This window comes from Ruminococcus sp. BSD2780120874_150323_B10 (genome assembly GCF_015553695.1).
Taxonomy (GTDB): Bacteria; Bacillota; Clostridia; order Oscillospirales; family Acutalibacteraceae; genus Ruminococcoides; species Ruminococcoides intestinale_A.
In genome coordinates this window covers 48,864-74,329 of the sequence record NZ_JADNHD010000004.1, presented here as the reverse complement: position 1 = coordinate 74,329, position 25,466 = coordinate 48,864, and the positions used below count along the sequence as shown (strand labels likewise).

The following is a 25,466-nucleotide window of genomic DNA, read 5'->3' as shown; positions in this document are numbered from 1 at the left end:
ATATAATGCCGGATAATGAAGAAAAGATTTTTCAATAAAATCTCAATGAAAAAGCGCCGCAACCCGGTATGATGTTTTTTGTGCATTTGCTTTTTGAAGAAAAATGTGAAATGCCGCAGCAGTCGGTAATGAATGAAATAATGGAAAAACATCTTGGCAAAACCGAATGTTTTTCTTATTATAAATTATCGGCAGGTTTTATGCCTAAAAATTATATAGCGCATTTTAAAGACGCTGATGTTAATACGGGAGAATATGCGGCGGGAAAGCGGGAATAAATTATTTACACAAATTCCTTATTATAAAAAACAGTTTACATTTATCGGCTAATTTGCTATAATAAAATTGTATGTAAAATAGTAATCTGATTTTTAGAGCTATATATCAAATTAAGACAGGAATGGTATATTTTATGGTACAATTTGAGGAATTATTGTTAAAGGTTCAGGCACTTAAACCTGAAATTGACGATTTGTCAGACGCTCTCGGTATGAAAGGTATGCTTTCTGAAATTCAGCAGCTTGAGCTTAAAGCTACCGAACCGGGGTTTTGGGACGATGTAGAAAAATCTCAAAAAGTTTTACAGCGTACAGGCACACTAAAAGGTAAGGTTGAGGCTTACGAGGCTTTGGTGGCTAAGTATGAAGATACCTGTGCTTTGATTGAACTTGCAAATGAGGAAGAGGATCTTTCGCTTCTTGAAGAGGCTGAAAACGAGGCAGAGGGAGTTAAAGAAAGTCTTGAAAAGCAAAGACTTCAAACTCTTCTTACAGGCGAATATGATAAGAACAATGCAATTCTTACTTTTCACGCAGGTTCGGGCGGTACAGAGGCTCAGGACTGGGCGGAAATGCTTTACAGAATGTACAACCGTTGGGCAGATGCTCACGGATTTAAAGTAAAAGAAGTTGACTACCTTGACGGTGACGAGGCGGGCCTTAAAAGTGCCGTTCTTCTTGTTGAGGGTGAAAACGCTTACGGTTACTTAAAGAGCGAGGCAGGCGTTCATCGCCTTGTACGAGTATCTCCTTTTGATTCGCAGGGCAGAAGACACACAAGTTTTGCCTCTCTTGAGGTTATGCCTGAAATGGACGATAACATTGAAGTAAATATTGCTCCCGAAGACATCAAAATGGATGTTTACCGTGCGAGCGGCGCAGGCGGACAGAAAGTCAACAAGACTTCATCTGCCGTTCGTCTTACTCATATTCCGACAGGTATTGTTGTAGCAAGTCAGGTTGAAAGAAGCCAGTATCAAAACCGTGATGTGGCTATGAAAATGCTTATTTCAAAACTTATGGAAATTAAAGAGAGAGAACACCTTGATAAAATTGAAGACATTAAAGGTGTTCAAAAAGAAATCACATGGGGCAGTCAGATCCGCAGCTATGTGTTTATGCCATACACAATGGTTAAGGATCACCGCACTTCATACGAAACCGGTAATATTCAGGCTGTTATGGACGGTGACATTGACGGATTTATTAACGCATATCTCAAATGTGCAAGTCTTGGCACATTGCAAAAATAATCATTAAAGAGGTAGATAAAAGTGAAATATTTGGTAATGCTTTGTGACGGTATGGCCGATGAGCCAAACGAGGCACTTGGAAATTCTACACCGATGGAAAAGGCAAACAAGCCTTGTATGGACAGCCTTGCCGCAAAGGCTGAGGTCGGTATTGTTAAGACTGTAGCAGAGGGCTTAAAACCCGGCAGCGATGTAGCAAACCTTTCGGTACTCGGTTATGAACCTGCCGTATATTACAGCGGTCGTTCTCCGCTTGAGGCTGCAAGCATCGGTATTGATTTAAAGGATACAGATGTAACTTTAAGATGTAATCTTGTTACTCTTTCAGATGATGAAGATTACGAAAATAAAACAATTCTTGATTATTGCGCCGATGATATTTCTTCGGAAGAAGCTAAGATTCTTATTGAGTATATTCAGGAAAAACTCGGAAATGATGTATTCCGTTTCTATCCGGGCGTATCTTATCGTCATTGCCTTGTTTGGAGCAACGGTAATCCGCATCCCGGTGTGCTTACACCTCCGCACGATATTACAGGCAAGGTAATTACAGATTACATTCCAAAGGGTGAGGCTGTTGATGAGCTTTATGACCTTATGAAGAAGAGCTATGACCTTTTAAAGGATCACCCTGTAAATCAGGCGAGAATAGCAAGAGGCAAGCGCCCTGCAAACTCAATTTGGCTTTGGGGCGAGGGTACTAAGCCTTTACTTGATAATTTCAGTGAAAAATTCGGTATAAAGGGCAGTATGATTTCTGCTGTTGACCTCTTAAAAGGTATTGCAATCTGTGCAGGAATGAACAGTGTTGATGTTGACGGCGCTACAGGTTACCTTGATACAAACTTTGACGGTAAATGCAAGGCTGCTATTGAAGAATTTAAAAACGGCGCCGATCTCGTTTATATACATGTTGAAGCTCCTGACGAGTGCGGTCACCGTGGTGAAATTGAAAATAAGGTAAAAGCTATTGAAATGATAGACGAGCATATTCTCGGTCCTGTAGTTGAATTTTTAAAGGGCTACGATGATTTTGCTGTTTTGGTATGTCCTGACCATCCGACTCCGCTTTCTATCCGTACACATACTTCTACTCCTGTTCCGTATCTTATTTATGACAGTAAAAATGAGATTAACAGCGGTGTAAAAGTATTCTGCGAAAAAGAAGCAAGAGAAACAGGCAACTACATTGAAAAAGGCTTTACTATGATGAATTATTTTCTTACAAAATAATTTTTCGTCTACATAATTCATTAAAAAATTTACATCCTCACATTTATAATTGAATTAATCAATAAAAATGTGAGGATGTTTTTATGCGTGAATTTATATTAATTGTAACCGCTGTAATCATAATTGCACTTGTTGCCGTAGTGTTTGTAATAATGTATATAAACCATAATAAAAAGAACGGTAAGTCCAACAAGCCGACAATTATTTATTACAAAGTCAAAGAAAACGAAACCGAAGATAATACAGAGAATAATTCTGTAAAAGATAATTAATATTATTTTTCGGAATCTGCAAATACTTTATCGCTGATTTCTAAAAGTTCGGAAAAATTGTGAATGGTGTAGTCGGGATTTTCTGTATTGCCAAAACCGTATTCGGCAAATACAAACGGCACCTTTGCGTCTTTTGACGCTGTTTGATCACCGATAGTGTCGCCAACATAGAAAGCACAATCAATGTTATTTCTGCTAATAACAAGGCTGATATTTTCGCCTTTTGTGAGTTGGGTTCTGCCTGACATTTCAAAATCAGAAAAATATTTTTCGAGTTTGTGAGCTTTCAAAAATGATTCAATATAACCGCACTGACAGTTACTGATTATACCGAGAAAATATTTTTCGGAAAGTTTGCTAAGCACATCTTCGAGGTTATCGTACAAATGACCGCCTGACTTTTCAAGATACGGAACTTCTACGGCACAACATTCTTTTATAATGTTTACGCCGTTTTCTTCACTAAGCTCCGGCAACATAATGTTTGCAATCTGCTCAATAGTTTTGCCCATATAGCTGTTCATTTCTTCAAGCGTTATTTGCTTTTGAGTTTCTGGATGCTTTTTAAGAACTTCGTTCCATATAGGAAGAATTACATCGCTTGTGTGCCACAATGTTCCGTCTAAATCAAATAAAATTGCTTTTTTCATAATAATTACTCCTGATTTATTATAAAAATTTTCAAACTGATAATATCACACTCTAAAATTAATGTCAACATGAGGTGTGTTTTGTAAAAAATAAAATTGTTAAAAATTAAAAGTTTTTTTAAAAATCTGTTGACAAAGTAAGTAAGCAGTGATATAATATTTATCGTTGTCGACAGACAATATTTGCGAGTGTGCTGGAATAGGCAGACAGGCACGTTTGAGGGGCGTGTGTTTCACGACGTACGGGTTCAAGTCCCGTCACTCGCACCATAAAAACAGATTAGCTTTTTGTTAATCTGTTTTTTTGTTTTACAAGTAAATTAATAACGGGACTTGAAGGCGACCGTTAAGAAAACAGTCCGGTGGACTGTTTTTAGGGAGAGCGTTGATGATATTTATAAATTTAACAAGCCGTATCAAACGAGGCAGAAAGTGTACTTATTTTTTTCACTCCGTCACTCGCACCATAAAAACAGATTAGCTTTTTGTTAATCTGTTTTTTGTTTTACAAGTAAATTAATAACGGAACTTGAGGCGACCGTTAAGAAAAGGAACTGTAAAAAACAGCCCAAATAAAAAACGACTGCATTCTAATCGAAAGGTAGGAATGCAGTCGTTTTTGTGATATAATTTACTATCAATGAAAAACCACATCAACAAGGTACATTATACACCGTATCAATTAAAATTATAACCGGAAATTGAAAAAATAATAGAAATTTCTGATCCGGTATATACATTTAACGAGGTTTTTCATCATATTGATCTAAATAATCACCTTGCTGTTAAGGAAAGCAGGATATGTCGCATATCTACATAGACGGAACAAAGATAACTGCCAATGCAAATAAGGGTAACGACCGATTATTGTCCGGATACAATATTCAGCAATGCAAGCAAAAAAATCACCGAGACTCACTTTTTCGTGAATCTCGGCTTTTTAATATGCTGTTTCTTTACAGCACCTTTTGTGGAGCGGATGATGGGAATCGAACCCACACGATCAGCTTGGAAGGCTGAAGTTCTACCACTAAACTACATCCGCTTATCTATATAACAAATAGTATTATATCATTACAGATAATATTTGTCAAGCGTTAATTTCAGATTATAAAATTTTTAAGAAAATTTTAACTGTTTTATATTAAACTCTAAGTTTAACATGATTATAATTTTAACATACATCAAGATATATAATATCATTTATACAAATTACTTACTTATAATTTTTCTGAATGATAACTTATTATATCTTTGATAATCAATTATAAAATGTTGGTAACACAGAAAAATAGCAGAAAATACCAAATATCAAAGTTGTGAATATTAACTTTGATTTAAAACCACATTTATAAAAAATTTATAATATAATATAATATCTCAAATAGTATTATATATACAAGCGGCTAATTTTTAATAGTAATAATATACTAAAAATACATCTGTATATTTAAATAAATGCGTTATTATGTTAGAATATACAAAGAAATATATCTTAAATTGTGCAAGCGTACAGATGTAAACTTTTCACTCGGTGTAAGTATGATTTCAATGTGGATATTCAGAATAGTTTGCAGTTATATACTTGTTATGGTTCTTGATATGGGTGTTTTAGGTGTATGGATCGGTATGTTTGTTGATTGGTATGCTCGTGCTGCAGCATAGCTTGCAAGGTATTTGTCAGGCAGATGGAAAAAGCATAGAATGATTTAAATATTTAAAAATGGAGATAAATTTTGTTTCCCTACCGTCACAATTATAAAAGTTTGACCAAACTTTTATAATTGCCGTGCAAAATATTCCGGTAAATCATAATTTATAAACATTACTCCAACATATATAACGAAATATGATTTTAAAAAGCAAAGGCCCTCGAATTTTTATCGAGAGCCTTTTATCTTTTTTATAAATCAAATTCAAAGTACGGATTATGGTACAGTGAAAATGTTATAATATGGTAAAGACAAACCTAAATTGCCAAAGTGAAGTTCGGATTTTTGAGGAAAAAACGAGAAATACCACGGGTTCACCTTGACAAAAGAGTATGGTAAAGACAAAATCCAATTTGGATAGATTAAAAAAGTGGTGTAAATAAATATTATTTAAAATCCATTTTGGAAAGATTTATTAAATTATATCATAATTAATTGTAAATATCAAATGTACTAAATTTATAAAAATAAATGTATTTATAAGCTTATTTATAAAAAATTTTCTTAGAAAATATATATTAGGTATTGACAAACAAAATTGTGAACGCTATACTGTAATTAGAGTTGTGAAATATCATAACTCTAATAACAAAATCTAATACTATTAAAATAATAAATGGAGGTAAATATGAAAATCTTATTGCGATTTCATTTGCAAAACAATAAGCTGCCGATTGATTATCGACGAATTATGCTTTCGTTTTTTAAACGGTCACTGTCAGATATTGCCGAGGGAAAATATTATGAAAAATATTATTTTACACCGGAACGCAGAAATTTTACTTTTGCGGTGAATCTGCCTATGCCGAAGTTTTCTAAAACGGAAATTCAACTCGGGAAAAATCAACTAAACATTACTTTTTCAACAGCTGACTATAATACGGGATGTATTTTTATGTCTGCTTTTATAAAGCAAAAGGACAAGCCGATTCCCGCTCCGCTCGGCAACGAAATGAAACTTGTCAGTGTTAATCTTGTGCCGGAAAAAAATGTTACTTCATCATCCGCTGTTGTGAAAATGCTTAGCCCTTTGTGTATCAGATTACATAAAGCCGAGAATAATTCGGATAAGTATATTTCGGTTGCTAATCCGGATTTTACGGAGATTGCAAAACAGGTAATTAAAGAGCAGCTTGTTGAAAGCGGTTTTGACGAGAAGTTAATTTCAAACTTTGAAATTAAACCGTTAAACGCAAAAAAAACAGTGGTTTATCACTACAAAAACTACATTGAATGCAGTTTAGGCAGTTTTAGTATTAATGCCGATAAATCGGTTATTAATTATCTGCTGAAAAGCGGTATAGGTTCACGAAAATCCGCAGGATTTGGCTTTGCCGAGCTTTTATCGGAGGGAGGTGAACCGAATTAATGAAAACAAAGATTGATTACTTTGATTATGACACTTTGCTGCAGCCTACCGATTGGAGGTTTGCAGCAGCCGTTGTCGGTTTATGTAAATATTTTGATTACTTTGGAATTGATTACAAAGTCCTCTATGATGTTGAAGAAAAGCCCGATAATTATATCCACGGCTTTGACGGTATTATTTACAAAAGTGAAGATATAACAGAAGAAAAATATCTTGAGTTTGCAGAGAACTATTTTGAAAAATATATGACTCACAAAAATATTTTAAACATTCTCGAAAGTCAAGAATTCAGTGAAGAACAAATTAAATTGGTAAACGACCTTGTTAAGAGCAAAACAGTTCTTAAAGGGTTGCTTGGCAAAACAAAATTCGACGGAACAAATAAAGATATTTTTATTTCAACCATTGAAGAAAACAGGGCGGAAATTATAAAGAATATCTTTAAAAACGGCAATAACCTTTATAAGAATTACTGCAATGAACGACTTATTTTTACCGAAGATAACAGCACTTGCAGACTTAGAGGCTACAATGTTGACAAAGACAGAAAAACAAGTAATCTCGGCTTTTGTTTTTCAAAGGAAAGTTTTGAGAGCAATGATATTTTAGAATTTGATTTTATACCGTTTGCTTTTTCAAATTCTGATATGAGAGAAACTTATTTTGTGAATAACAATTTTTCTGTTAAGTCTTTAACTCAAACAAACTATGCTTTTTCAAATCAACTTAGCAGTACAGAAAATAAAGACGACAAAAACAAACTAATGCTTGTTTTGCAAAACTCAAAGGATTATATAAGCTATGATGTTGAAATTATATCAAAATCACAGGATAAGGCTTATTACGAAACATTCTTTGTGCGACTTGAAAGATTAAAAAAGTTAAGAGAATTATCGGGGAAATCATTAAACTTTGTCAAAAAAATCAATGATGATTATTGGTTTAATCTTGAGAAAGAAGTTTATATGCGTTGTCTTAACAATGTGTTGCTTGACGATGTAATTTTAATGATGCTTAAGTTTTATTTTGATGATAATGCCGTTAAAGGCTATATAAAAAGCAGAACTGATATGCTAATAGACATAAATGTATCTTGGAAAGGAAATGATATTATGGATGAAATTAAGTCAGCAAAAAGTTGTGGATTTTTAACTTCTAAAAAACTAATTGAAATGAAAAGCAGTAATAAAATTAATTCATATAAGCAAAAAATAATCAGTGCTCTTTGCGCACATGATTACGACAGAGCAAAAGAGATTATACTTAGTTTGTCTGCTTATGTCGGAATGGAATTTTCATTTTTCTATACATTTCTTGAAAATGCGGAAGAAAATAAAGATCTTGCATTTGCTTTTGCAAGCGCATTAATTGAAGTAAGCTCAAAAAATAACTAATATAAAGGAGATTTTATTATGAAAAATAAAGCATTAACATTAACTGTAATCGCAAATATGACAAGCAACTACGGCGAAAGCCTCGGTAATATTTCAAGTGTACAAAAGGTATTCAGAGGCGGAAAAGAGTACGCTACAAGAAGTCGTGAGAGCCTTAAAAACGCTATCTGTGTTCAGTCGGGTTTTTATGATGATTTACAGACATCAATCGACGGAGCAATGCAAAAACTTGTTAATGAAGATGTAAATGCCGCAACATGCCGTGCGCTTGAGGGTGGATATATGTCAACAAAAGATGTTACATACATCCGTAACAGTTCTTTCTATCTTACAGACGCTGTTGCTACAGAGCCGTTTATTAATGATGCCCGTTTTCACAATAACCTTTACCTTGCAACCAATTATGCTATGGCACACGGTTTAAATGTTCAAAACAATGCAAAGGATTGCGGTCTTATGCCTTATCAGTATGAATATGACAAATCATCTAAAATTTACAGTCTTACAATTGACCTTGAAAAAATCGGTAAGGACGAAAACTTTGGTGCAGAGGCAGATAACGCCGAAAAGTGTGAAAGAGTAATTGCTCTTATTGACGCAGTAGAAAATCTTTCACTTGTCGTTAAGGGAAATCTTGATAACGCAGAGCCGATTTTTGTGGTAGGCGGTCTTTCACCACGCAAAACCCACATCTTTGAGAATGCGGTTTCTGTTTCAGGAAAAAAGCTTATTATTGAGCCTGTCAAGGAAAAACTTGCGCAGGGTTACAGCTGTGCACTTATGCGTAACGGCGAGCTTTCAAACGAGGACGAAATTGTAAGAGAACTTAATCCAGTAAGTATGACAGAATTTTTTGAAAATCTCAGAGGTCAGGTTAAAGAGTATTTTTCGGAGTAAGGCGGAATTAATATGAAAGCAATTAGACTTCATATAAAACAAAACAGTGCAAATTACAAAAAAGAAGAAACTGTACAAAACCGTATGACATTTCCTTTACCGCCGTATTCAACTGTTATCGGAGCACTTCATAAGGCTTGCGGTTATACATCTTATCATCCTATGCAAGTAAGCGTACAGGGAAAGTACGGTTCTCTAAAAACAAAAATGTATAAGGACGATTGTTTTCTTAACAGTCTTAATGATGACAGAAATTTGCTTGTAAAAATGAAAAATCCCGAGATGCTTTCAAGTGCATATCAGGTTGTGGCTACTGCACAAAAGGCTCAAGGAAACAGCTTTGAAAAAGGCATTACAATTAATGTAATTAATGAAAAATTGCTTGAAGAATACCGCTTTTTAAAGCGTACAAAACGCAGAATAGACAAGCATAAAAAAATCATTAATAAAATGAAAACTCGGCTCAAAGAAATGAAAGCCGATGAAAATATTTCTGCCGAAGAAGTAAAAGAATTTGATAAGCGTATTAAGCATATAAAGGCTGTGTATGATGAGTACGAAAAGGTAAAGTATACTATTCCGTATTCCCATTTCAGAACGCTTGCAAAAGGCCCTAAGTATTATGAACTTCTCTGCGATATTGAACTTATCATTCATATAGTTGCAGATGAAAATACTATGAATGATATTATGGATAATATCGGAAATCTTACTGCAATCGGCAGAGGAGAGGATTTTGTAGAAGTGCTTGAGTGTACGGAAACAGAGCTTTTTGATGTTGACGAAGATGTCGATTACGGAGAAGCTGATTTTGATGTTTATATGCCTGTCGAGTATCTCGAAATTAATAAAGACGATATGGATATAATCTCTAAAACGGAAGGCGGATACACAGGCGGTACAAAATATTTAATGCCAAAGGATTACAAAACTGTGCAGTTAAAGGGCGGTATGAGAAAACGAGTGTTTAATCGTGTACCTATTATTTTCTGTCAACTTAACTATATTGAAAACGGTTGTAAAGGCATAATGCTTGACAAAACCGAGAACGGTATATATTCAGTGTTTTTAGCTTGAGGTATTTGTAATGAATATAGAAGATAAACTTGCAAAACCCGACAAAACAATCGGACAACATTCAAATGAGCTTATAGAGCAGGCAAAACTGCTCTATAAGCTCGGCTATATAAAATCTGATGATTTATACTCTGATTTACTTGTTTCATGTTTAAAACATGATAACGGTAAGGCAAATTCTCAATTTCAAAAAAGAATTACTAAAGGCGGAAATTTTCAACCTGAACAAGAAATTCCCCATAATATACTTTCAACTTTTTTTATTGATAAATCAGAATGTATAAACCCTGTAAGTGTATATTTTGCTGTGCTTTATCATCACTATAACAAAGACTCTCCTGTTACAGTGTTTAAAGAAAACCGTGAGCTTATAGAAAAATTCCTTGCTGAATTTGGCTTTGATACAAACTCTTACAATAAAATGAAGAGGAATATTAAGAAAATCAAAGATTTATTTGAAACCGAACTTTCTGATGAAGAAAAACAATACGCTGTTTTATTAAAAGGTCTTTTACATAAATGCGATTACAGTGCAAGTGCAGGTCTTGACTGCGAAAAGGTCAACGATTTTTTGACTGATTCTTTAAACAATTGGAAAAATACCCGAAATATACATTACAATGAATTGCAAGAATTTTGCATTAAAAATACCGACAGCAATTTAATTGTAACAGCACCTACAGGTATGGGCAAAACCGAGGCGGGATTGCTTTGGTGCGGGGACAATAAATGTTTTTTCGTTTTGCCGTTAAAAACAGCTATCAATGCGATGTACGAAAGAATTAAAAAACTTTGCGGAGATAATTCGCACGAAGATTACAAGGAAAGAGTGGCACTTGTTCACTCCGATATGAAATCCTATTATTTGGAAGATTCAATAATTAGCGGAAAAAATTATGATTTTGCGTATGCACAATGCAGTAAACAGCTTGCACTTCCGATTACAATTTGTACGCCTGATCAGATATTTGACTTTGCATTGAAATATGCAGGTTATGAATACAAACTTGCGGTAGCGTCATATTCAAAGTTTATTATTGATGAGATACAGATGTATTCACCTGATGTTTTGGCTGCAATTATTTATGCAATTGAGATGATTCATACTTTGGGTGGTAAAGTGGCTGTAATTACCGCAACTTTGCCTCCGTTTGTAAGAAACGAGATTGAAAAAATACTCGGAACAGATGTAAAAACATCCGATTTTTCTGATAAAGGAAAGCTAAGGCATAATGTAAAAGTATATGAAAAAAACTTGCAGTCTGACGATATTATAAAAATATTTGATGATACAATATGCGATAAAGTAAAAAAATATCTTGTCGTTTGCAATTCAATTGATATTGCAAATAAGATGTACACCGAAATAAAAAATTCGGATATTAACGCAAGTGTAAATCTGTTTCATTCCAATTTTACAAAAAATGACAGAAAAACTAAAGAAAATGCGATTTTGGCAGCCTCTGAAAAAACTAACGAAAGTATGAATATACCTGAAATATGGATTTCAACATCCGTAGTCGAAGCAAGTCTTGACATTGATTTTGATATTCTTATTACCGAGTTATCAGATTTATTTTCCCTGTTCCAACGCTTTGGCAGAGTAAACAGAAAGGGTAATAAAGACTTTTCATCTTACAATTGTTTTGTATTTACTGAAATTCAAGGTAATGCACATCGTTTTGTTGACGATGCTATTCATTCGTTGTCAAAACAGGCAATTTTAAGCGTTGACGGAATTATCTCTGAAGTTCTTAAAAAAGAACTTATAGATGAGTACCTTTCGGTTGAAAAAATCGAAAAATCAAAATATTTTCAAGAATATCGTAAAATTTATAAATATTATAAAGAAAATGTCGATTATCTCTCTCTTAAAAAAGATGGAATAAGAAGTATTGACAGAAGTGACGCTGTGCCGATTGATGTTTATAATCAAAATGAGAGTGCCATAGAAAAAGCTTTGGAAGTTTTAAAATCAGATACTTATTCAAGAGATGATAAACTTAAAGCAAACGAAGAAATACTTGGCTTCACGGTTTCCGTACCTAAATTCAGAATTGACGATTACGAAATAAAAAAATTAAAAATGCCATATACTGAATTACCTGTTATTAACAGCAGTTATGATTCCGAATGCGGCATCAGATTTGATAAGGAAAAGAAAACCAAAAAGCAAGATAAATCTGATGATAACGGAGAACCTGATAATTTTATATGAGGTATGATTATGGACGAAAATAATATTTCGGGTATGCATATTTATTATTACTATGTGTGTAAAAGAAAGCTGTGGTATTTTTCAAACGGTTTGGCAATGGAAAGTGAAAACGAAAATGTCAAAATCGGAAAACTTATAGATGAAACCACTTATAAGCAAAAGAAAAAACATATTATGATCGACAACACAATCAATATTGATTTTATTACCGAGCATAAACTTTTACATGAGGTAAAGAAAAGCAGAAAGATAGAGGAAGCGGGTATTGCTCAACTTAAATACTATCTTTATTATCTGAAAAAGCGTGGGGTAGAGGGAATAAAAGGCAGAATTGATTATCCTTTGCTAAAGCAAAGTCTTAATGTTGAACTTAGCGAAGAAGATGAAAGAGAGCTTGAAAGTGCGGCAGCTGATATAGTAAAAATTATATCGGCTGCTTTGCCGCCAAAATTTAAAAGTAAAAGAATTTGCAAATCATGTGCTTACTATGATTTGTGCTGTATTTGAGGTGATAAAATGCAGGAAAGTTATTACATATATTCGTCAGGCAATTTAACTCAAAAAGACAACACATTAAGATTTACTGCAATTGACGGAAATGTAAAAGATCTTCCGATAGAAAATATTAAAAAAATTTATATTATGAATGAAATAACGGTTACATCTAAATTGCTGAACTTATTTTCAAAATACGGAATACTTGTACATTTCTTCAATTACTATCAATTTTACATAGGAAGTTTTTGCCCAAAGGAAACAAAACTTGCAGGTCAGCTTTTGGTTAAGCAAGTGCTTGCTTACGGCGACTATTCAAACAGATTATCAATAGCAAGAGAATTTATAGTTGCTGCGTCTTATAATATTTACAGAAACTTAAGATACTACAACGGCAGAGGCAAGAATGTGTCAGAGCAAATGGCTGCTATTGAAAATTTGAGGAGGAAACTTGCAGATGTAGAAACCATAGAAGAGTTGATGGGAATTGAAGGCAATATTCGTCAGGAATATTACAAAGCGTGGAATGTAATTATTGATCAAAATATTGAATTTGATAAAAGAGTTTATCATCCTGCCGACAATATGATTAACAGCCTTATTTCATATGTCAATTCTCTTGTATATACAAAAACTCTGGCGGAAATTTATAAAACCCAACTTAATCCTACAATAAGCTATCTTCATCAGCCGGGTACAAGGCGATATTCTCTTGCACTTGATGTTTCGGAAATTTTCAAACCGCTGATTGCGGATCGTCTGATCTTTTCTTTGCTTAATCGAAAACAAATAACAGAAAGCAGTTTTGTAGAAGGACTTAACGGTTTGCAACTTACCGAAAGAGCGTCACGAATAATTACATCTGAATTTGACGAAAAATTAAAGACAACTATTTTTCACAAAGAACTTAATAAAAATGTTTCTTATCAATTCTTAATCAGACTTGAACTTTATAAACTGATAAAGCACATTATAGGAGAAAAAGAATATAAAGGCTTTGAAATGTGGTGGTAAATATTGTATGTAATTCTTGTATATGATATAATATGTGATGAAAGGGGCAGAAAAATACTTCCAAAGGTATTTAAGATTTGCAAAAAATATCTTGTACATATTCAAAACTCTGTTTTTGAAGGAAACTTAAGTAAAGCAAACTCACTTGCTTTGCAAAAAGAACTTGATGTTTATATCAGAAAAGACAAGGATTCGGTAATAATGTTTCATACCCGTGAAGAACGGTGGATGAATAAAGATTTTCTTGGAAAAACGGATGATAAAACATCAAATTTTTTGTAACGCTTTTATTGTCGACCTGACATAGCACAAAACCCCCGGCAGGTTGACAGAACCTAAAAATCAAGTAATCATCGGTATAGTTGCTTTTGATATATTGAAATGGCAGTAGTATTTGATAAATATTTGGTATATCGACAAAACAGCACAGAAAAATGCCGATGATTACTTATCCTTTTATCCCACGGCTATAAATCTATCCATATTGGATTTTAAATAAATTACATATACATTTTACGCACAGCATAGCAAACTATAAATCTATCCATATTGGATTTTAAATATAACTGAACATTTCATAATTATAACTCCTTAATATCTATAAATCTATCCATATTGGATTTTAAATGCGTATCTATCTTGCAGATCTGTATATGTGCCTTGTCTATAAATCTATCCATATTGGATTTTAAATGCTTGAGGTGTTCAAAGATTTCACGCTCAACAATGACTATAAATCTATCCATATTGGATTTTAAATTAAGTTGAGCTATAAACGGAAGCAATTCCTCAATCCTATAAATCTATCCATATTGGATTTTAAATTTGATAGTTACGCCAAGGCATTTACCTGCAGCTTTGCTATAAATCTATCCATATTGGATTTTAAATGAAATAGCTTGTTTCTTTCGTCCTGCAATATTTGACTATAAATCTATCCATATTGGATTTTAAATTTCATTCGTAAGATTCAGACGAAATTCCTATAATTCTATAAATCTATCCATATTGGATTTTAAATTTTTAATTCAGAAAATTTTTACGGAAATTGCACTAACTATAAATCTATCCATATTGGATTTTAAATACAGGTATTCTCACCTGCACGCCTCCAGCAGGTCAGACTATAAATCTATCCATATTGGATTTTAAATAGAAAGTCACCAAGTGTGCATACTTGAGTGTAGCCGCTATAAATCTATCCATATTGGATTTTAAATTTCGCTCTGCTGTCGGAAAATCATATCCGCATCGAGCTATAAATCTATCCATATTGGATTTTAAATGCCGATGATGGCTCGCTGGGAGAACATTGACGCAACCTATAAATCTATCCATATTGGATTTTAAATGAAGGTAATGGGTACAGAGCAAAGACAAGATTTGCTCTATAAATCTATCCATATTGGATTTTAAATCACAGCTGCAGACGAACATTCTCTACCCGAATGTCCTATAAATCTATCCATATTGGATTTTAAATTCAGAATATTTTACTATATATCCCTTGTCATTTGCTATAAATCTATCCATATTGGATTTTAAATGCGTATCTATCTTGCAGATCTGTATATGTGCCTTGTGCCTATAAATCTATCCATATTGGATTTTAAATAAGTGTGAAAAATGCGGTGCAGATGTACACCCAATGCTATAAATCTATCCATATTGGATTTTAAATACCCTGAACTGAAAACAACCGCCTCGGGTGTTGAAATCTATAAATCTATCCATATTGGATTTTAAATACAAAGAAGTTAAACATATGATATATTTGGACAGGCTATAAATCTATCCATATTGGATTTTAAATATCGCTTATAGCTTCATAAACTAACGATGGTGTATACTATAAATCTATCCATATTGGATTTTAAATACGTTGCAAACATTAATTGATATTCAGCAATATTTTCTATAAATCTATCCATATTGGATTTTAAATCTGACTTGTCAAATTCCGATAGCATAACAATTTTCTCTATAAATCTATCCATATTGGATTTTAAATAAAAAAATTTCAATCAAAAAGACTTTTGAACTTGTCTATAAATCTATCCATATTGGATTTTAAATAAACGGGAAATTGCGCCGTTGATGTAAATATGACGGGCTATAAATCTATCCATATTGGATTTTAAATATTATAACATTATAATCGGCTTGCTTTCTATCAATACTATAAATCTATCCATATTGGATTTTAAATTTAAAAACGGAAGAAGGATTTTTTATTGGCGATTACTATAAATCTATCCATATTGGATTTTAAATATTTTGTTATCGCAACTGCTCAGATTGATAAAATACTATAAATCTATCCATATTGGATTTTAAATATCTCTGAAAAATATATACAATATTTGTTAACTGTACTATAAATCTATCCATATTGGATTTTAAATGGAATATAGCAAAAATTGATTATAGTTATATTTGTCTATAAATCTATCCATATTGGATTTTAAATATGATTCTCTTCTGCATTTCCGAAAGTTTTTCAAAACTATAAATCTATCCATATTGGATTTTAAATAGATTGAAAGAGCACCCTCTTGCTCTTTCAGGCGAAACTATAAATCTATCCATATTGGATTTTAAATACTCAAAAAAGCCTTTGCGTTAAAACCGTTTTCTTGCTATAAATCTATCCATATTGGATTTTAAATAAATAAGTTTATATGACTTGAGAGTATATCTCTGCACTATAAATCTATCCATATTGGATTTTAAATAATTGAAAGTTACACAAAGAAAGATTTTCAGTTAACTATAAATCTATCCATATTGGATTTTAAATTCAATTACAACAAATTCAATCCTGAAAAGGACGGCTCTATAAATCTATCCATATTGGATTTTAAATGTGATGTTGGGAATATCGTCGTCAGGAAAGCTGATAACTATAAATCTATCCATATTGGATTTTAAATATGTAAAATTAATCGGTTATCGTGGGGTAATGATGACTATAAATCTATCCATATTGGATTTTAAATAGATTGAAAGAGCACCCTCTTGCTCTTTCAGGCGACTATAAATCTATCCATATTGGATTTTAAATACAGTAAAGGCAAAATTTTTCAACAGCAAGACAACCTATAAATCTATCCATATTGGATTTTAAATATAAACGACATCCCAACATTCGTCCACTATTGCACTTCTATAAATCTATCCATATTGGATTTTAAATAGCACAAGGTTAATTCTGTCGATAATCTTGGTTTTCTATAAATCTATCCATATTGGATTTTAAATCAGCACGGCAACTGGCACAATATTTTTGACTTGCGGCTATAAATCTATCCATATTGGATTTTAAATCAACTTGTCAGATACAAGATTAAAGATTTAAAGACTATAAATCTATCCATATTGGATTTTAAATAAGCAACTTAATACTACAAATATCGTTGTGTCAAACTATAAATCTATCCATATTGGATTTTAAATTAACTCTGCTGGAACAACTACTCAACCCAGTTCAGACTATAAATCTATCCATATTGGATTTTAAATTATGGTGTTATAATATTTAATGTAAACACCGAACGCTATAAATCTATCCATATTGGATTTTAAATTTAATAGTGAGAAGATTTTTAAAATCCTGCCAGACGCTATAAATCTATCCATATTGGATTTTAAATTCTAAAATTGAAGGTGATTTTTTTATTAATAAAACCTATAAATCTATCCATATTGGATTTTAAATCCTGTTGATGAGGATGAGAAAGCAAAGAATTTATTGCTATAAATCTATCCATATTGGATTTTAAATTAATAAATACAGAGCTATCAAAAAATGATGTGTTAAACTATAAATCTATCCATATTGGATTTTAAATAGAAATGTTAAAGGTTCGAATGAATTAAGTAACTGCTCTATAAATCTATCCATATTGGATTTTAAATTCTGTTGCGACTACTTCAAGTTTTATTGATTTTAACCTATAAATCTATCCATATTGGATTTTAAATAAACGATAGATTGGCTTGCTGGTCGAGGTCGATTAGCCTATAAATCTATCCATATTGGATTTTAAATGCAACTGATGATATTAAAGCAGCTTTCTATGATTCACTATAAATCTATCCATATTGGATTTTAAATAAATATAAGCTATTGCTTGCAGAGGACAAGGCATACTATAAATCTATCCATATTGGATTTTAAATGTGACATCATGATTAACAGTTTGAATTTGCTAAAACTATAAATCTATCCATATTGGATTTTAAATCTCTTGAAGCAGAGGTAACGCACATTACCTCAAACATCTATAAATCTATCCATATTGGATTTTAAATATTAAAACAGGCGCAAGCATTACGATTCGCAATTGTGCTATAAATCTATCCATATTGGATTTTAAATGCCTTAACTGATGAGGATTTCATACGCTCTACAAGCTATAAATCTATCCATATTGGATTTTAAATTAGGAAAATATAGCCCCTGTGAAGCGGTGCATCACCTATAAATCTATCCATATTGGATTTTAAATATAAAAAAAATTCAATCAAGGAGGCAACAAAATGACTATAAATCTATCCATATTGGATTTTAAATAAAACACTTGATGATATCGAGAATTATATAAACCGTCTATAAATCTATCCATATTGGATTTTAAATTTGTAGTTGACAATGCTCAACGATTTTTCTCTTTTCTATAAATCTATCCATATTGGATTTTAAATTAGCTCTGATATGCTCAAGGCTGTTTGTATCTGTACTATAAATCTATCCATATTGGATTTTAAATGATAATTCTAAGTACTTCTTCATAAATAATGACGGCTATAAATCTATCCATATTGGATTTTAAATAAAACGCAAATTTAAAAATCGGAGTGTATTGGTACACTATAAATCTATCCATATTGGATTTTAAATAATGGAACATTAGAATATACAATCGTAAAAAGAAATGCTATAAATCTATCCATATTGGATTTTAAATTTTAATCTCTTATACTACAGATAAACTACAGATTTTCTATAAATCTATCCATATTGGATTTTAAATTAAAAATGTCCCCTTATTAGTAAGATTTAACAATACTATAAATCTATCCATATTGGATTTTAAATAGAGTTCAACAAGATTTCTTTCGTTAATCTTTTCAATCTATAAATCTATCCATATTGGATTTTAAATTAACGAAAGTAAACCATATTATCGGAAGTATATTGACTATAAATCTATCCATATTGGATTTTAAATCTGACAAATATTTGCATTGTGTCATTACTTCGCAACTATAAATCTATCCATATTGGATTTTAAATATGCGGTATATCATCCGACTTGTTACGCTCAGCAGCTATAAATCTATCCATATTGGATTTTAAATAAAGCGTCTTTATAGTAATAGTATTACTATTCACTCTATAAATCTATCCATATTGGATTTTAAATTAGTTCACATATTAACTATTGCATTTAGTTGATATGCTATAAATCTATCCATATTGGATTTTAAATCGGCACTCCTTACGAGCAACTATCAGTCAATGATTGCTATAAATCTATCCATATTGGATTTTAAATGAAAATTACGGCGCAACTGTCGGATATGCTTGTAGCCTATAAATCTATCCATATTGGATTTTAAATAATTTTTTAAGTCAGTGAACAGATTATCAACAAGTCTATAAATCTATCCATATTGGATTTTAAATTTTGGTTACAAAATTGTAACTTGATTTTTTTAAAACTATAAATCTATCCATATTGGATTTTAAATATTTTGTTGTCGCAACTATTCAGATTTATAAAATAATCTATAAATCTATCCATATTGGATTTTAAATTTACTTCTCTTGCCGATTATAACATTATAATCGGCTCTATAAATCTATCCATATTGGATTTTAAATTATTTTAGCCTTTCTTATTAAAAAGTGTTTCACGTCTATAAATCTATCCATATTGGATTTTAAATACATTGCAAACATTGATTGATATTCAGCAATATTTCTATAAATCTATCCATATTGGATTTTAAATGACGTTGAAGAAAATCCGTCATGGAAACTGACAAAACTATAAATCTATCCATATTGGATTTTAAATATGAATGCTCTAATAGACTTAAGATTATTCCCGTTTCTATAAATCTATCCATATTGGATTTTAAATAAAGACCCCTTTGCGTGGCTTACATATCAGCAGGGAGCTATAAATCTATCCATATTGGATTTTAAATTTAAAAAACGAAAAAACATTAAAAATCATTGAGTCTATAAATCTATCCATATTGGATTTTAAATACACATTTAACGCAAAAGTTTGACAAAACGGCTCTACTATAAATCTATCCATATTGGATTTTAAATTTTAATTTTGTTTTATCGTTGTAAAGTTTTAATATCTATAAATCTATCCATATTGGATTTTAAATTAATTTTCTGGAACATTTGTTTGTGGCGATTTAATTCTATAAATCTATCCATATTGGATTTTAAATGAAGTATAAATATAATTAGATTCAGAAGATTTATCACTATAAATCTATCCATATTGGATTTTAAATCAATACAAACGCAAACCATATAATTTAAAATAATCTCTATAAATCTATCCATATTGGATTTTAAATTAAATAGTTCCGTCATCACAGACCATAGAACCTATACTATAAATCTATCCATATTGGATTTTAAATAAAGATGATGTAGTAGGACTTGCAGTTGAAACATTTACTATAAATCTATCCATATTGGATTTTAAATAAAAGAAAATGCCTTTGCGGTTATAAGTCCGATAACCTATAAATCTATCCATATTGGATTTTAAATCAAAAAAACCGAAACTCGCATGAAAAATTCCGTTACTATAAATCTATCCATATTGGATTTTAAATATTCTTCAAGTAGCAACTAACATTGTGCAAAAGTTGCTATAAATCTATCCATATTGGATTTTAAATAAAAACATTGACATCAACTATTTGAATATGTGTTTCTATAAATCTATCCATATTGGATTTTAAATCTCTTTGATAATATGATTGGATTGTATGTAGAGGCTATAAATCTATCCATATTGGATTTTAAATAAATGTATAGAAATATTAGAGAATGTCTCTCTGTACCTATAAATCTATCCATATTGGATTTTAAATAAAGATAAAAGTGATAAACAAGTATAAAGTGCAAAACCTATAAATCTATCCATATTGGATTTTAAATATTGAATCAATATTAAGACTATACATAGAATCACTACTATAAATCTATCCATATTGGATTTTAAATGTAAAAAATCGTATAATTTTTATTTGTTCTTCATAACTATAAATCTATCCATATTGGATTTTAAATAGTGAGAAATCTCATCTTGTTTATTGCGTTCAGCTGCCTATAAATCTATCCATATTGGATTTTAAATACAACACCGTCCGCAGGAGAAATGCAAAAAAGATTGCTATAAATCTATCCATATTGGATTTTAAATATATAATCATCAGTAACACCGATTGACGGGTCACAACTATAAATCTATCCATATTGGATTTTAAATAACGCAAAGAGGTAAAAACAATTAACGACCAATCACTATAAATCTATCCATATTGGATTTTAAATTAATATCAGAACCAATAATCTCTATCATCGTACTGCCCTATAAATCTATCCATATTGGATTTTAAATTTTTTTTGGTTCTGGTTTAAGCACCAAAGGTGACGACTATAAATCTATCCATATTGGATTTTAAATTTAATTACTAAATAACGATTATTGAAATCGACATCGTCTATAAATCTATCCATATTGGATTTTAAATTCAGATTAGAGGATTGCTTGAATATGACATTAAACACCTATAAATCTATCCATATTGGATTTTAAATACCAATAAATCCCATATATAAACCTCATTTCATTTCTATAAATCTATCCATATTGGATTTTAAATCCTTTTAAAAATATTTTACACAAAAAACACAATTATCTATAAATCTATCCATATTGGATTTTAAATATCAGTAATTCTCCATCATCAAATCATATTGCAAATCCTATAAATCTATCCATATTGGATTTTAAATAAGGAAATGCTACTCAAGCATGTATTAAGTATTACCTATAAATCTATCCATATTGGATTTTAAATGTAAAAATATACTGCATTTTTTAAACCTCCTTAAACTATAAATCTATCCATATTGGATTTTAAATATCGTCTTCCCTGCCCCTTGGCGACCACAATAAAGACCTATAAATCTATCCATATTGGATTTTAAATATAAATCCAAGAAGTTGATTAATATTATACAAAATTCTATAAATCTATCCAGAACATCGTTGTCTAAAAAGAACGGTTGGATAGATAAAAGCGGTATAACATTTGTTTACTACAAGCAAGAGCTTGTGCAGAAGCAACTCAATATTGGCAGAGATAAAGCTATGCGTATATTTAGTGAGCTTGAAAAAATTGGTCTTATAATTCGCAAAAAGCAAGGATTAGGTAAGCCTACTAAAATTTTTGTTATGAATTTCGCAAAGCCAATAGATAAATCGGATGATGAAGATGAAGTTATCTGCAAGATTAATGCTCTTACTAAAAGCACAAAAACTCAGCAAAAATCTGATAAGTCGGCTCAAAAAGATGAACCAACATCCCAGAGGTCGGAAAAATCGACCTCTGAAAAATCGAAATCGACCTCTTGAAGTTGATAAAAACGATGTCAGGACATCGGAAATCTCGACCTATATCCATACTGAGTTAAACCATACTAATCCATCTATCAATCAAGCTGATACAGCAACAGAATCGACTTCTGAAAAACTTGATAGAAGGATAGAAGAATATGAGGAATATGTCCAAAAGGCTGAAATACAAATTTCATACTATGCGTTGTTGTCGCAAGGTTACAATCAACATTACCTTAACTTAATTGTTAATCTACTTGCGGATACATATGTACATCGTGCAGAAAGCAAAATCAAAGTGATAATATCATTCTGACACAATCTGAAAGATTGACAATGAATAAAGCAAAATCACCAAAGTATGAGCGTAACAAAAATGTAATAGTTTATGGTGGTTCAGGCTCAGGTAAAACTCGCTTTTATGTAAAACCTAACCTGATGCAGATGCATTCAAGTTATGTTGTAACAGATCCAAAAGGCACAATAATTAATGATTGCGGCAAATTGCTTCAGCGTGGCAAACCAATTTATCAAAAAGGCGATATTATCGGTTATCAACCGTATGAAATTAAAATTTTCAATACAATTGATTTTAAAAAATCAATGCACTATAACCCGTTTGCATACATTCGTCCCGAAACTCGTGAGCAAGATATATTGCGTACTGTTGAAGTGCTGATAGCAAATACAACCGGCGAGCAAAAAGGCGGAGATGAGTTTTGGGTTAAAGCAGAGAAATTGCTTTATACATCATACATAGCTCTCATTCTGACTATGTGTCCTGAAAATGAGTGGAATTTTGAAACGCTTATTGATTTTGTCAATGCATCAGAATGCCGAGAAGATGATGATAGCTTTAAAAATGCAATCGATTGGGCATTTTACTATCTTGAAAAGTGGATTGAAAAGGATTGGGATAAAGATGAGCAGTTTGAAGAACAAAACGAAAACTATGCTGATTTAGTTGACATTGATGTAGAGCCTTGGAGAGCAAGTCTTGGCAGATTTGCTGTGCGACAGTACAAAGCCTATAAACTTGCGGCAGGTAAAACAGCTAAATCAATCTTGATTAGCTGTGCAACAAGACTCGCTCCGTTTAGTATTGACAGTATACTTGAAATTACAAGCTATGACGAAATGCAGCTTGATACTATCGGAGATAGACTTACTGCATTGTTTATAGTTGTATCAGATACTGACGCTACATTCAACTTTTTGGTTGCGATTATGTATTCTCAGCTTTTTAATCTTCTGTGTACTAAAGCTGATAAAACTCCGAAAGGCAGATTAAAGTATCCTGTACGATGTTTGATTGATGAATTTGCAAACATAAAGCAAATACCTGATTTTGAAAAAATAATTGCTGTTATACGAAGTCGAGGTATTTCTGCGAGTATTATTTTGCAAACAAAATCGCAACTAAAATCTTTGTATAAAGATAATGCTGAAACAATCGAGGGTAACTGTGACTCGGAACTATTTTTGGGTGGTAAAGAAAAAACAACGCTAAAAGACATATCAGATAATTTAGGAAAAGAAACAATCTATATGTTTAACACATCTCGTACAAGAGGAACTCAAGAAAGTTATGGAGTTAATTATCAAAAACTCGGTAAAGAATTGATGTCACGAGATGAAATAAGCGTAATGGACAACTCCCAATGCGTATTGCAAATCAGAGGTTTGCATCCATTTTTGTCTTACAAGTATGACATAACAAAGCACAAAAATTATAAATATCTGTTTGATTATGATGATAAAAATTATTTTGATGTAAAAAAGTATGTTAAGCGTAAGCATAACCATACCGCTGAACTTAGAAAAAGCACAAAATATACAGAATTTCAAACAGTAGATGAAAGGAAATGATTAGTATGAATTTAAACAAACCGAAAAAATTATCAAGCAGAAACAGAAATGCAAAAAAAGTTATTCTCGCAGTTACAGCCGTATCGGTTGTGATTGCTATGAGCTGTGTAACAGCGTTTGCTGCAGTAAGCACTACAGATTTTATCAACAAAACATCAACTGTACTTACCGCTGTTATTTCGCTCATTGGAGCAGGACTCGGAGTTTGGGGTGTTGTAAATCTTATTGAAGGTTACGGAAATGATAACCCGGGTGCAAAATCACAGGGTATGAAACAGTTCATGGCTAATTAAAGGGAACAAAAAGAAAGGGAATGCACAATCCAGACGGTATCAGCGGCAGGCTACAAGAATAAATTGTGATTTCACAAGATTGGTGTTATAATAAGAGAAAAGTTCCTGCCGGGGCAACCGCCCCGGTGGTATGGATAGAAAGGCAGGAAAACAATATGCACATCAGCTATAAACCACTCTGGCACACACTGTTAGAGCGTGATATGAGAAAAGAGGATTTAAGGCTTGCTGCTGGTATGACAACAAATATGATTGCCAACATGAGCAAAGAGGGAAAGCACATCAGCATGGATACATTAGCCCGTATCTGTGAAACTCTGAATTGTGAGATTACTGATGTGATTGAGTTAGTACCAGACGAGCCTGCTTCCACAGGAGGTAAGGAACATGAGCGAATTGAAACCAAGAATAACGGAAAACGGAATTGATTATATCCTTGTCGGAGATTACTACATTCCAGGCTTGAAACTGCCGGAGGAACACCGCCCTATCGGAAAGTACGGACGAATGCACCGGGAATATTTAAGAGAAGTCCACCCAGCCAGATTGAATACATTGATACTGACCGGAGAATTGTTGACATATCTTGCAGACCTGAATGAACAGGCACAAAAACGGTTAGACACTATCATGGAGCAGATGAAAGCTACCGAGGGCGTGACAGAGGAATTGAAGTGTACCCGACAAATGGAATGGGTGCAGCGTTGCAATAACATTCACAACAGGGCAGAAGAAATTGTTTTGTATGAGATGATTTATTCATAACGGGAGCA

The 25,466-nt window shown here is 32.1% G+C and carries 18 protein-coding genes, 2 tRNA genes, 1 pseudogene and 1 CRISPR repeat array; of the genes and pseudogenes, 19 read left to right on the top strand and 2 right to left on the bottom strand.

All coding sequences use genetic code 11. The features are described from left to right. Nucleotides 1-68: 68 nt before the first annotated feature. The 4 genes from I2E21_RS04005 to I2E21_RS03990 all read left to right on the top strand — a co-directional run bounded on the left by I2E21_RS04005 (nt 69) and on the right by I2E21_RS03990 (nt 3,036). Nucleotides 69-278: a hypothetical protein gene (locus I2E21_RS04005; protein WP_195410492.1), complete on the top strand. Its 210-nt coding sequence runs from the start codon at nt 69-71 to the stop codon at nt 276-278. A 134-nt stretch (nt 279-412) separates the two neighbouring features. After that, nucleotides 413-1,531, top strand: coding sequence for a peptide chain release factor 2 (prfB, locus tag I2E21_RS04000; RefSeq protein ID WP_195410491.1), 1,119 nt, complete (start codon nt 413-415; stop codon nt 1,529-1,531). Nucleotides 1,532-1,552: 21 nt separating this feature from the next. Continuing rightward, a complete protein-coding gene (locus I2E21_RS03995; RefSeq protein WP_195410490.1) occupies nt 1,553-2,764 on the top strand; it encodes a cofactor-independent phosphoglycerate mutase in 1,212 nt (403 codons plus the stop codon). Nucleotides 2,765-2,847: 83 nt separating this feature from the next. Beyond that, nucleotides 2,848-3,036: a FeoB-associated Cys-rich membrane protein gene (locus I2E21_RS03990; RefSeq protein WP_022234498.1), complete on the top strand. Its 189-nt coding sequence runs from the start codon at nt 2,848-2,850 to the stop codon at nt 3,034-3,036. Between the two features lie 2 nt (nt 3,037-3,038). On the opposite strand, the gene I2E21_RS03985 is transcribed toward I2E21_RS03990, so the two are convergent. Beyond that, entirely contained in the window at nt 3,039-3,686 is a 648-nt protein-coding gene (locus tag I2E21_RS03985; protein ID WP_022234499.1) for an HAD family hydrolase, read from the bottom strand. 185 nt (nt 3,687-3,871) lie between these two features. Here I2E21_RS03985 and I2E21_RS03980 point away from each other — a divergent pair. Further along, nucleotides 3,872-3,956 (top strand) — tRNA-Leu (locus I2E21_RS03980). Between the two features lie 701 nt (nt 3,957-4,657). On the opposite strand, the gene I2E21_RS03975 is transcribed toward I2E21_RS03980, so the two are convergent. Next, nucleotides 4,658-4,731 (bottom strand) — tRNA-Gly (locus I2E21_RS03975). 413 nt (nt 4,732-5,144) lie between these two features. On the opposite strand from I2E21_RS03975, the gene I2E21_RS03970 reads away from it, so the two are divergent. From I2E21_RS03970 to I2E21_RS03905, 14 genes and pseudogenes are all read left to right on the top strand, one after another. Next, on the top strand, nt 5,145-5,351 hold the full coding sequence (locus I2E21_RS03970) for a sugar transporter (protein WP_022234500.1): 207 nt from the start codon (nt 5,145-5,147) through the stop codon (nt 5,349-5,351). 675 nt (nt 5,352-6,026) lie between these two features. Next, the gene (gene cas6, locus I2E21_RS03965) at nt 6,027-6,767 is read left to right on the top strand and encodes a CRISPR-associated endoribonuclease Cas6 (protein WP_195410489.1); all 741 of its coding nucleotides are present in this window, start codon (nt 6,027-6,029) and stop codon (nt 6,765-6,767) included. Next, entirely contained in the window at nt 6,767-8,161 is a 1,395-nt protein-coding gene (cas8a1, locus tag I2E21_RS03960; RefSeq protein ID WP_195410488.1) for a type I CRISPR-associated protein Cas8a1/Csx8, read from the top strand. The genes cas6 and cas8a1 overlap by 1 nt, the downstream gene beginning before the upstream one ends. Nucleotides 8,162-8,179: 18 nt before the next feature. Further along, the gene (gene cas7i / locus I2E21_RS03955) at nt 8,180-9,058 is read left to right on the top strand and encodes a type I-B CRISPR-associated protein Cas7/Cst2/DevR (protein WP_195410487.1); all 879 of its coding nucleotides are present in this window, start codon (nt 8,180-8,182) and stop codon (nt 9,056-9,058) included. A gap of 12 nt (nt 9,059-9,070) precedes the next feature. Continuing rightward, a complete protein-coding gene (cas5, locus tag I2E21_RS03950) occupies nt 9,071-10,135 on the top strand; it encodes a CRISPR-associated protein Cas5 (protein WP_195410486.1) in 1,065 nt (354 codons plus the stop codon). Nucleotides 10,136-10,145: 10 nt separating this feature from the next. Then, nucleotides 10,146-12,353 (top strand): CRISPR-associated helicase Cas3', encoded by a 2,208-nt coding sequence (gene cas3, locus I2E21_RS03945; protein ID WP_195410485.1) that lies wholly within the window; start codon nt 10,146-10,148, stop codon nt 12,351-12,353. Nucleotides 12,354-12,362: 9 nt separating this feature from the next. Further along, entirely contained in the window at nt 12,363-12,860 is a 498-nt protein-coding gene (gene cas4 / locus I2E21_RS03940) for a CRISPR-associated protein Cas4 (RefSeq protein WP_022234507.1), read from the top strand. Between the two features lie 9 nt (nt 12,861-12,869). Beyond that, entirely contained in the window at nt 12,870-13,862 is a 993-nt protein-coding gene (gene cas1b, locus I2E21_RS03935; RefSeq protein WP_195410484.1) for a type I-B CRISPR-associated endonuclease Cas1b, read from the top strand. A 3-nt stretch (nt 13,863-13,865) separates the two neighbouring features. After that, the gene (gene cas2, locus I2E21_RS03930) at nt 13,866-14,144 is read left to right on the top strand and encodes a CRISPR-associated endonuclease Cas2 (RefSeq protein ID WP_195410483.1); all 279 of its coding nucleotides are present in this window, start codon (nt 13,866-13,868) and stop codon (nt 14,142-14,144) included. A 185-nt stretch (nt 14,145-14,329) separates the two neighbouring features. Further along, a CRISPR array of direct repeats spans nt 14,330-22,190; the repeat unit is 30 nt; unit sequence CTATAAATCTATCCATATTGGATTTTAAAT. A gap of 95 nt (nt 22,191-22,285) precedes the next feature. Continuing rightward, nucleotides 22,286-22,549 carry a hypothetical protein gene (locus I2E21_RS03925; RefSeq protein ID WP_195410482.1) on the top strand — a complete coding sequence of 88 codons (264 nt, stop codon included), beginning with the start codon at nt 22,286-22,288 and terminating at the stop codon, nt 22,547-22,549. A 282-nt stretch (nt 22,550-22,831) separates the two neighbouring features. After that, nucleotides 22,832-24,400, top strand: a pseudogene (locus I2E21_RS03920) (VirD4-like conjugal transfer protein, CD1115 family); the annotation flags it as partial. Nucleotides 24,401-24,405: 5 nt separating this feature from the next. Next, nucleotides 24,406-24,693, top strand: coding sequence for a Maff2 family mobile element protein (locus I2E21_RS03915; protein ID WP_243240584.1), 288 nt, complete (start codon nt 24,406-24,408; stop codon nt 24,691-24,693). 65 nt (nt 24,694-24,758) lie between these two features. Then, the gene (locus I2E21_RS03910; RefSeq protein WP_005335920.1) at nt 24,759-25,121 is read left to right on the top strand and encodes a helix-turn-helix domain-containing protein; all 363 of its coding nucleotides are present in this window, start codon (nt 24,759-24,761) and stop codon (nt 25,119-25,121) included. Beyond that, entirely contained in the window at nt 25,081-25,458 is a 378-nt protein-coding gene (locus tag I2E21_RS03905; RefSeq protein ID WP_005335912.1) for a TnpV protein, read from the top strand. Before I2E21_RS03910 ends, I2E21_RS03905 begins: the two co-directional genes overlap by 41 nt. Nucleotides 25,459-25,466 lie beyond the last annotated feature (8 nt).

Bases quoted from the DNA above. Each gene is read 5' to 3' on its own strand.
- I2E21_RS03905 (WP_005335912.1), top strand. From the start codon at position 25,081: ATGAGCGAATTGAAACCAAGAATAACGGAAAACGGAATTGATTATATC.
- cas8a1 (WP_195410488.1), top strand. From the start codon at position 6,767: ATGAAAACAAAGATTGATTACTTTGATTATGACACTTTGCTGCAGCCT.
- prfB (WP_195410491.1), top strand. From the start codon at position 413: ATGGTACAATTTGAGGAATTATTGTTAAAGGTTCAGGCACTTAAACCT.
- cas6 (WP_195410489.1), top strand. From the start codon at position 6,027: ATGAAAATCTTATTGCGATTTCATTTGCAAAACAATAAGCTGCCGATT.
- cas4 (WP_022234507.1), top strand. From the start codon at position 12,363: ATGGACGAAAATAATATTTCGGGTATGCATATTTATTATTACTATGTG.
- I2E21_RS03925 (WP_195410482.1), top strand. From the start codon at position 22,286: ATGCGTATATTTAGTGAGCTTGAAAAAATTGGTCTTATAATTCGCAAA.
- I2E21_RS03985 (WP_022234499.1), bottom strand. From the start codon at position 3,686: ATGAAAAAAGCAATTTTATTTGATTTAGACGGAACATTGTGGCACACA.
- I2E21_RS03990 (WP_022234498.1), top strand. From the start codon at position 2,848: ATGCGTGAATTTATATTAATTGTAACCGCTGTAATCATAATTGCACTT.
- I2E21_RS04005 (WP_195410492.1), top strand. From the start codon at position 69: ATGATGTTTTTTGTGCATTTGCTTTTTGAAGAAAAATGTGAAATGCCG.
- cas3 (WP_195410485.1), top strand. From the start codon at position 10,146: ATGAATATAGAAGATAAACTTGCAAAACCCGACAAAACAATCGGACAA.
- I2E21_RS03915 (WP_243240584.1), top strand. From the start codon at position 24,406: ATGAATTTAAACAAACCGAAAAAATTATCAAGCAGAAACAGAAATGCA.
- I2E21_RS03970 (WP_022234500.1), top strand. From the start codon at position 5,145: ATGCGTTATTATGTTAGAATATACAAAGAAATATATCTTAAATTGTGC.
- cas7i (WP_195410487.1), top strand. From the start codon at position 8,180: ATGAAAAATAAAGCATTAACATTAACTGTAATCGCAAATATGACAAGC.
- cas5 (WP_195410486.1), top strand. From the start codon at position 9,071: ATGAAAGCAATTAGACTTCATATAAAACAAAACAGTGCAAATTACAAA.
- cas1b (WP_195410484.1), top strand. From the start codon at position 12,870: ATGCAGGAAAGTTATTACATATATTCGTCAGGCAATTTAACTCAAAAA.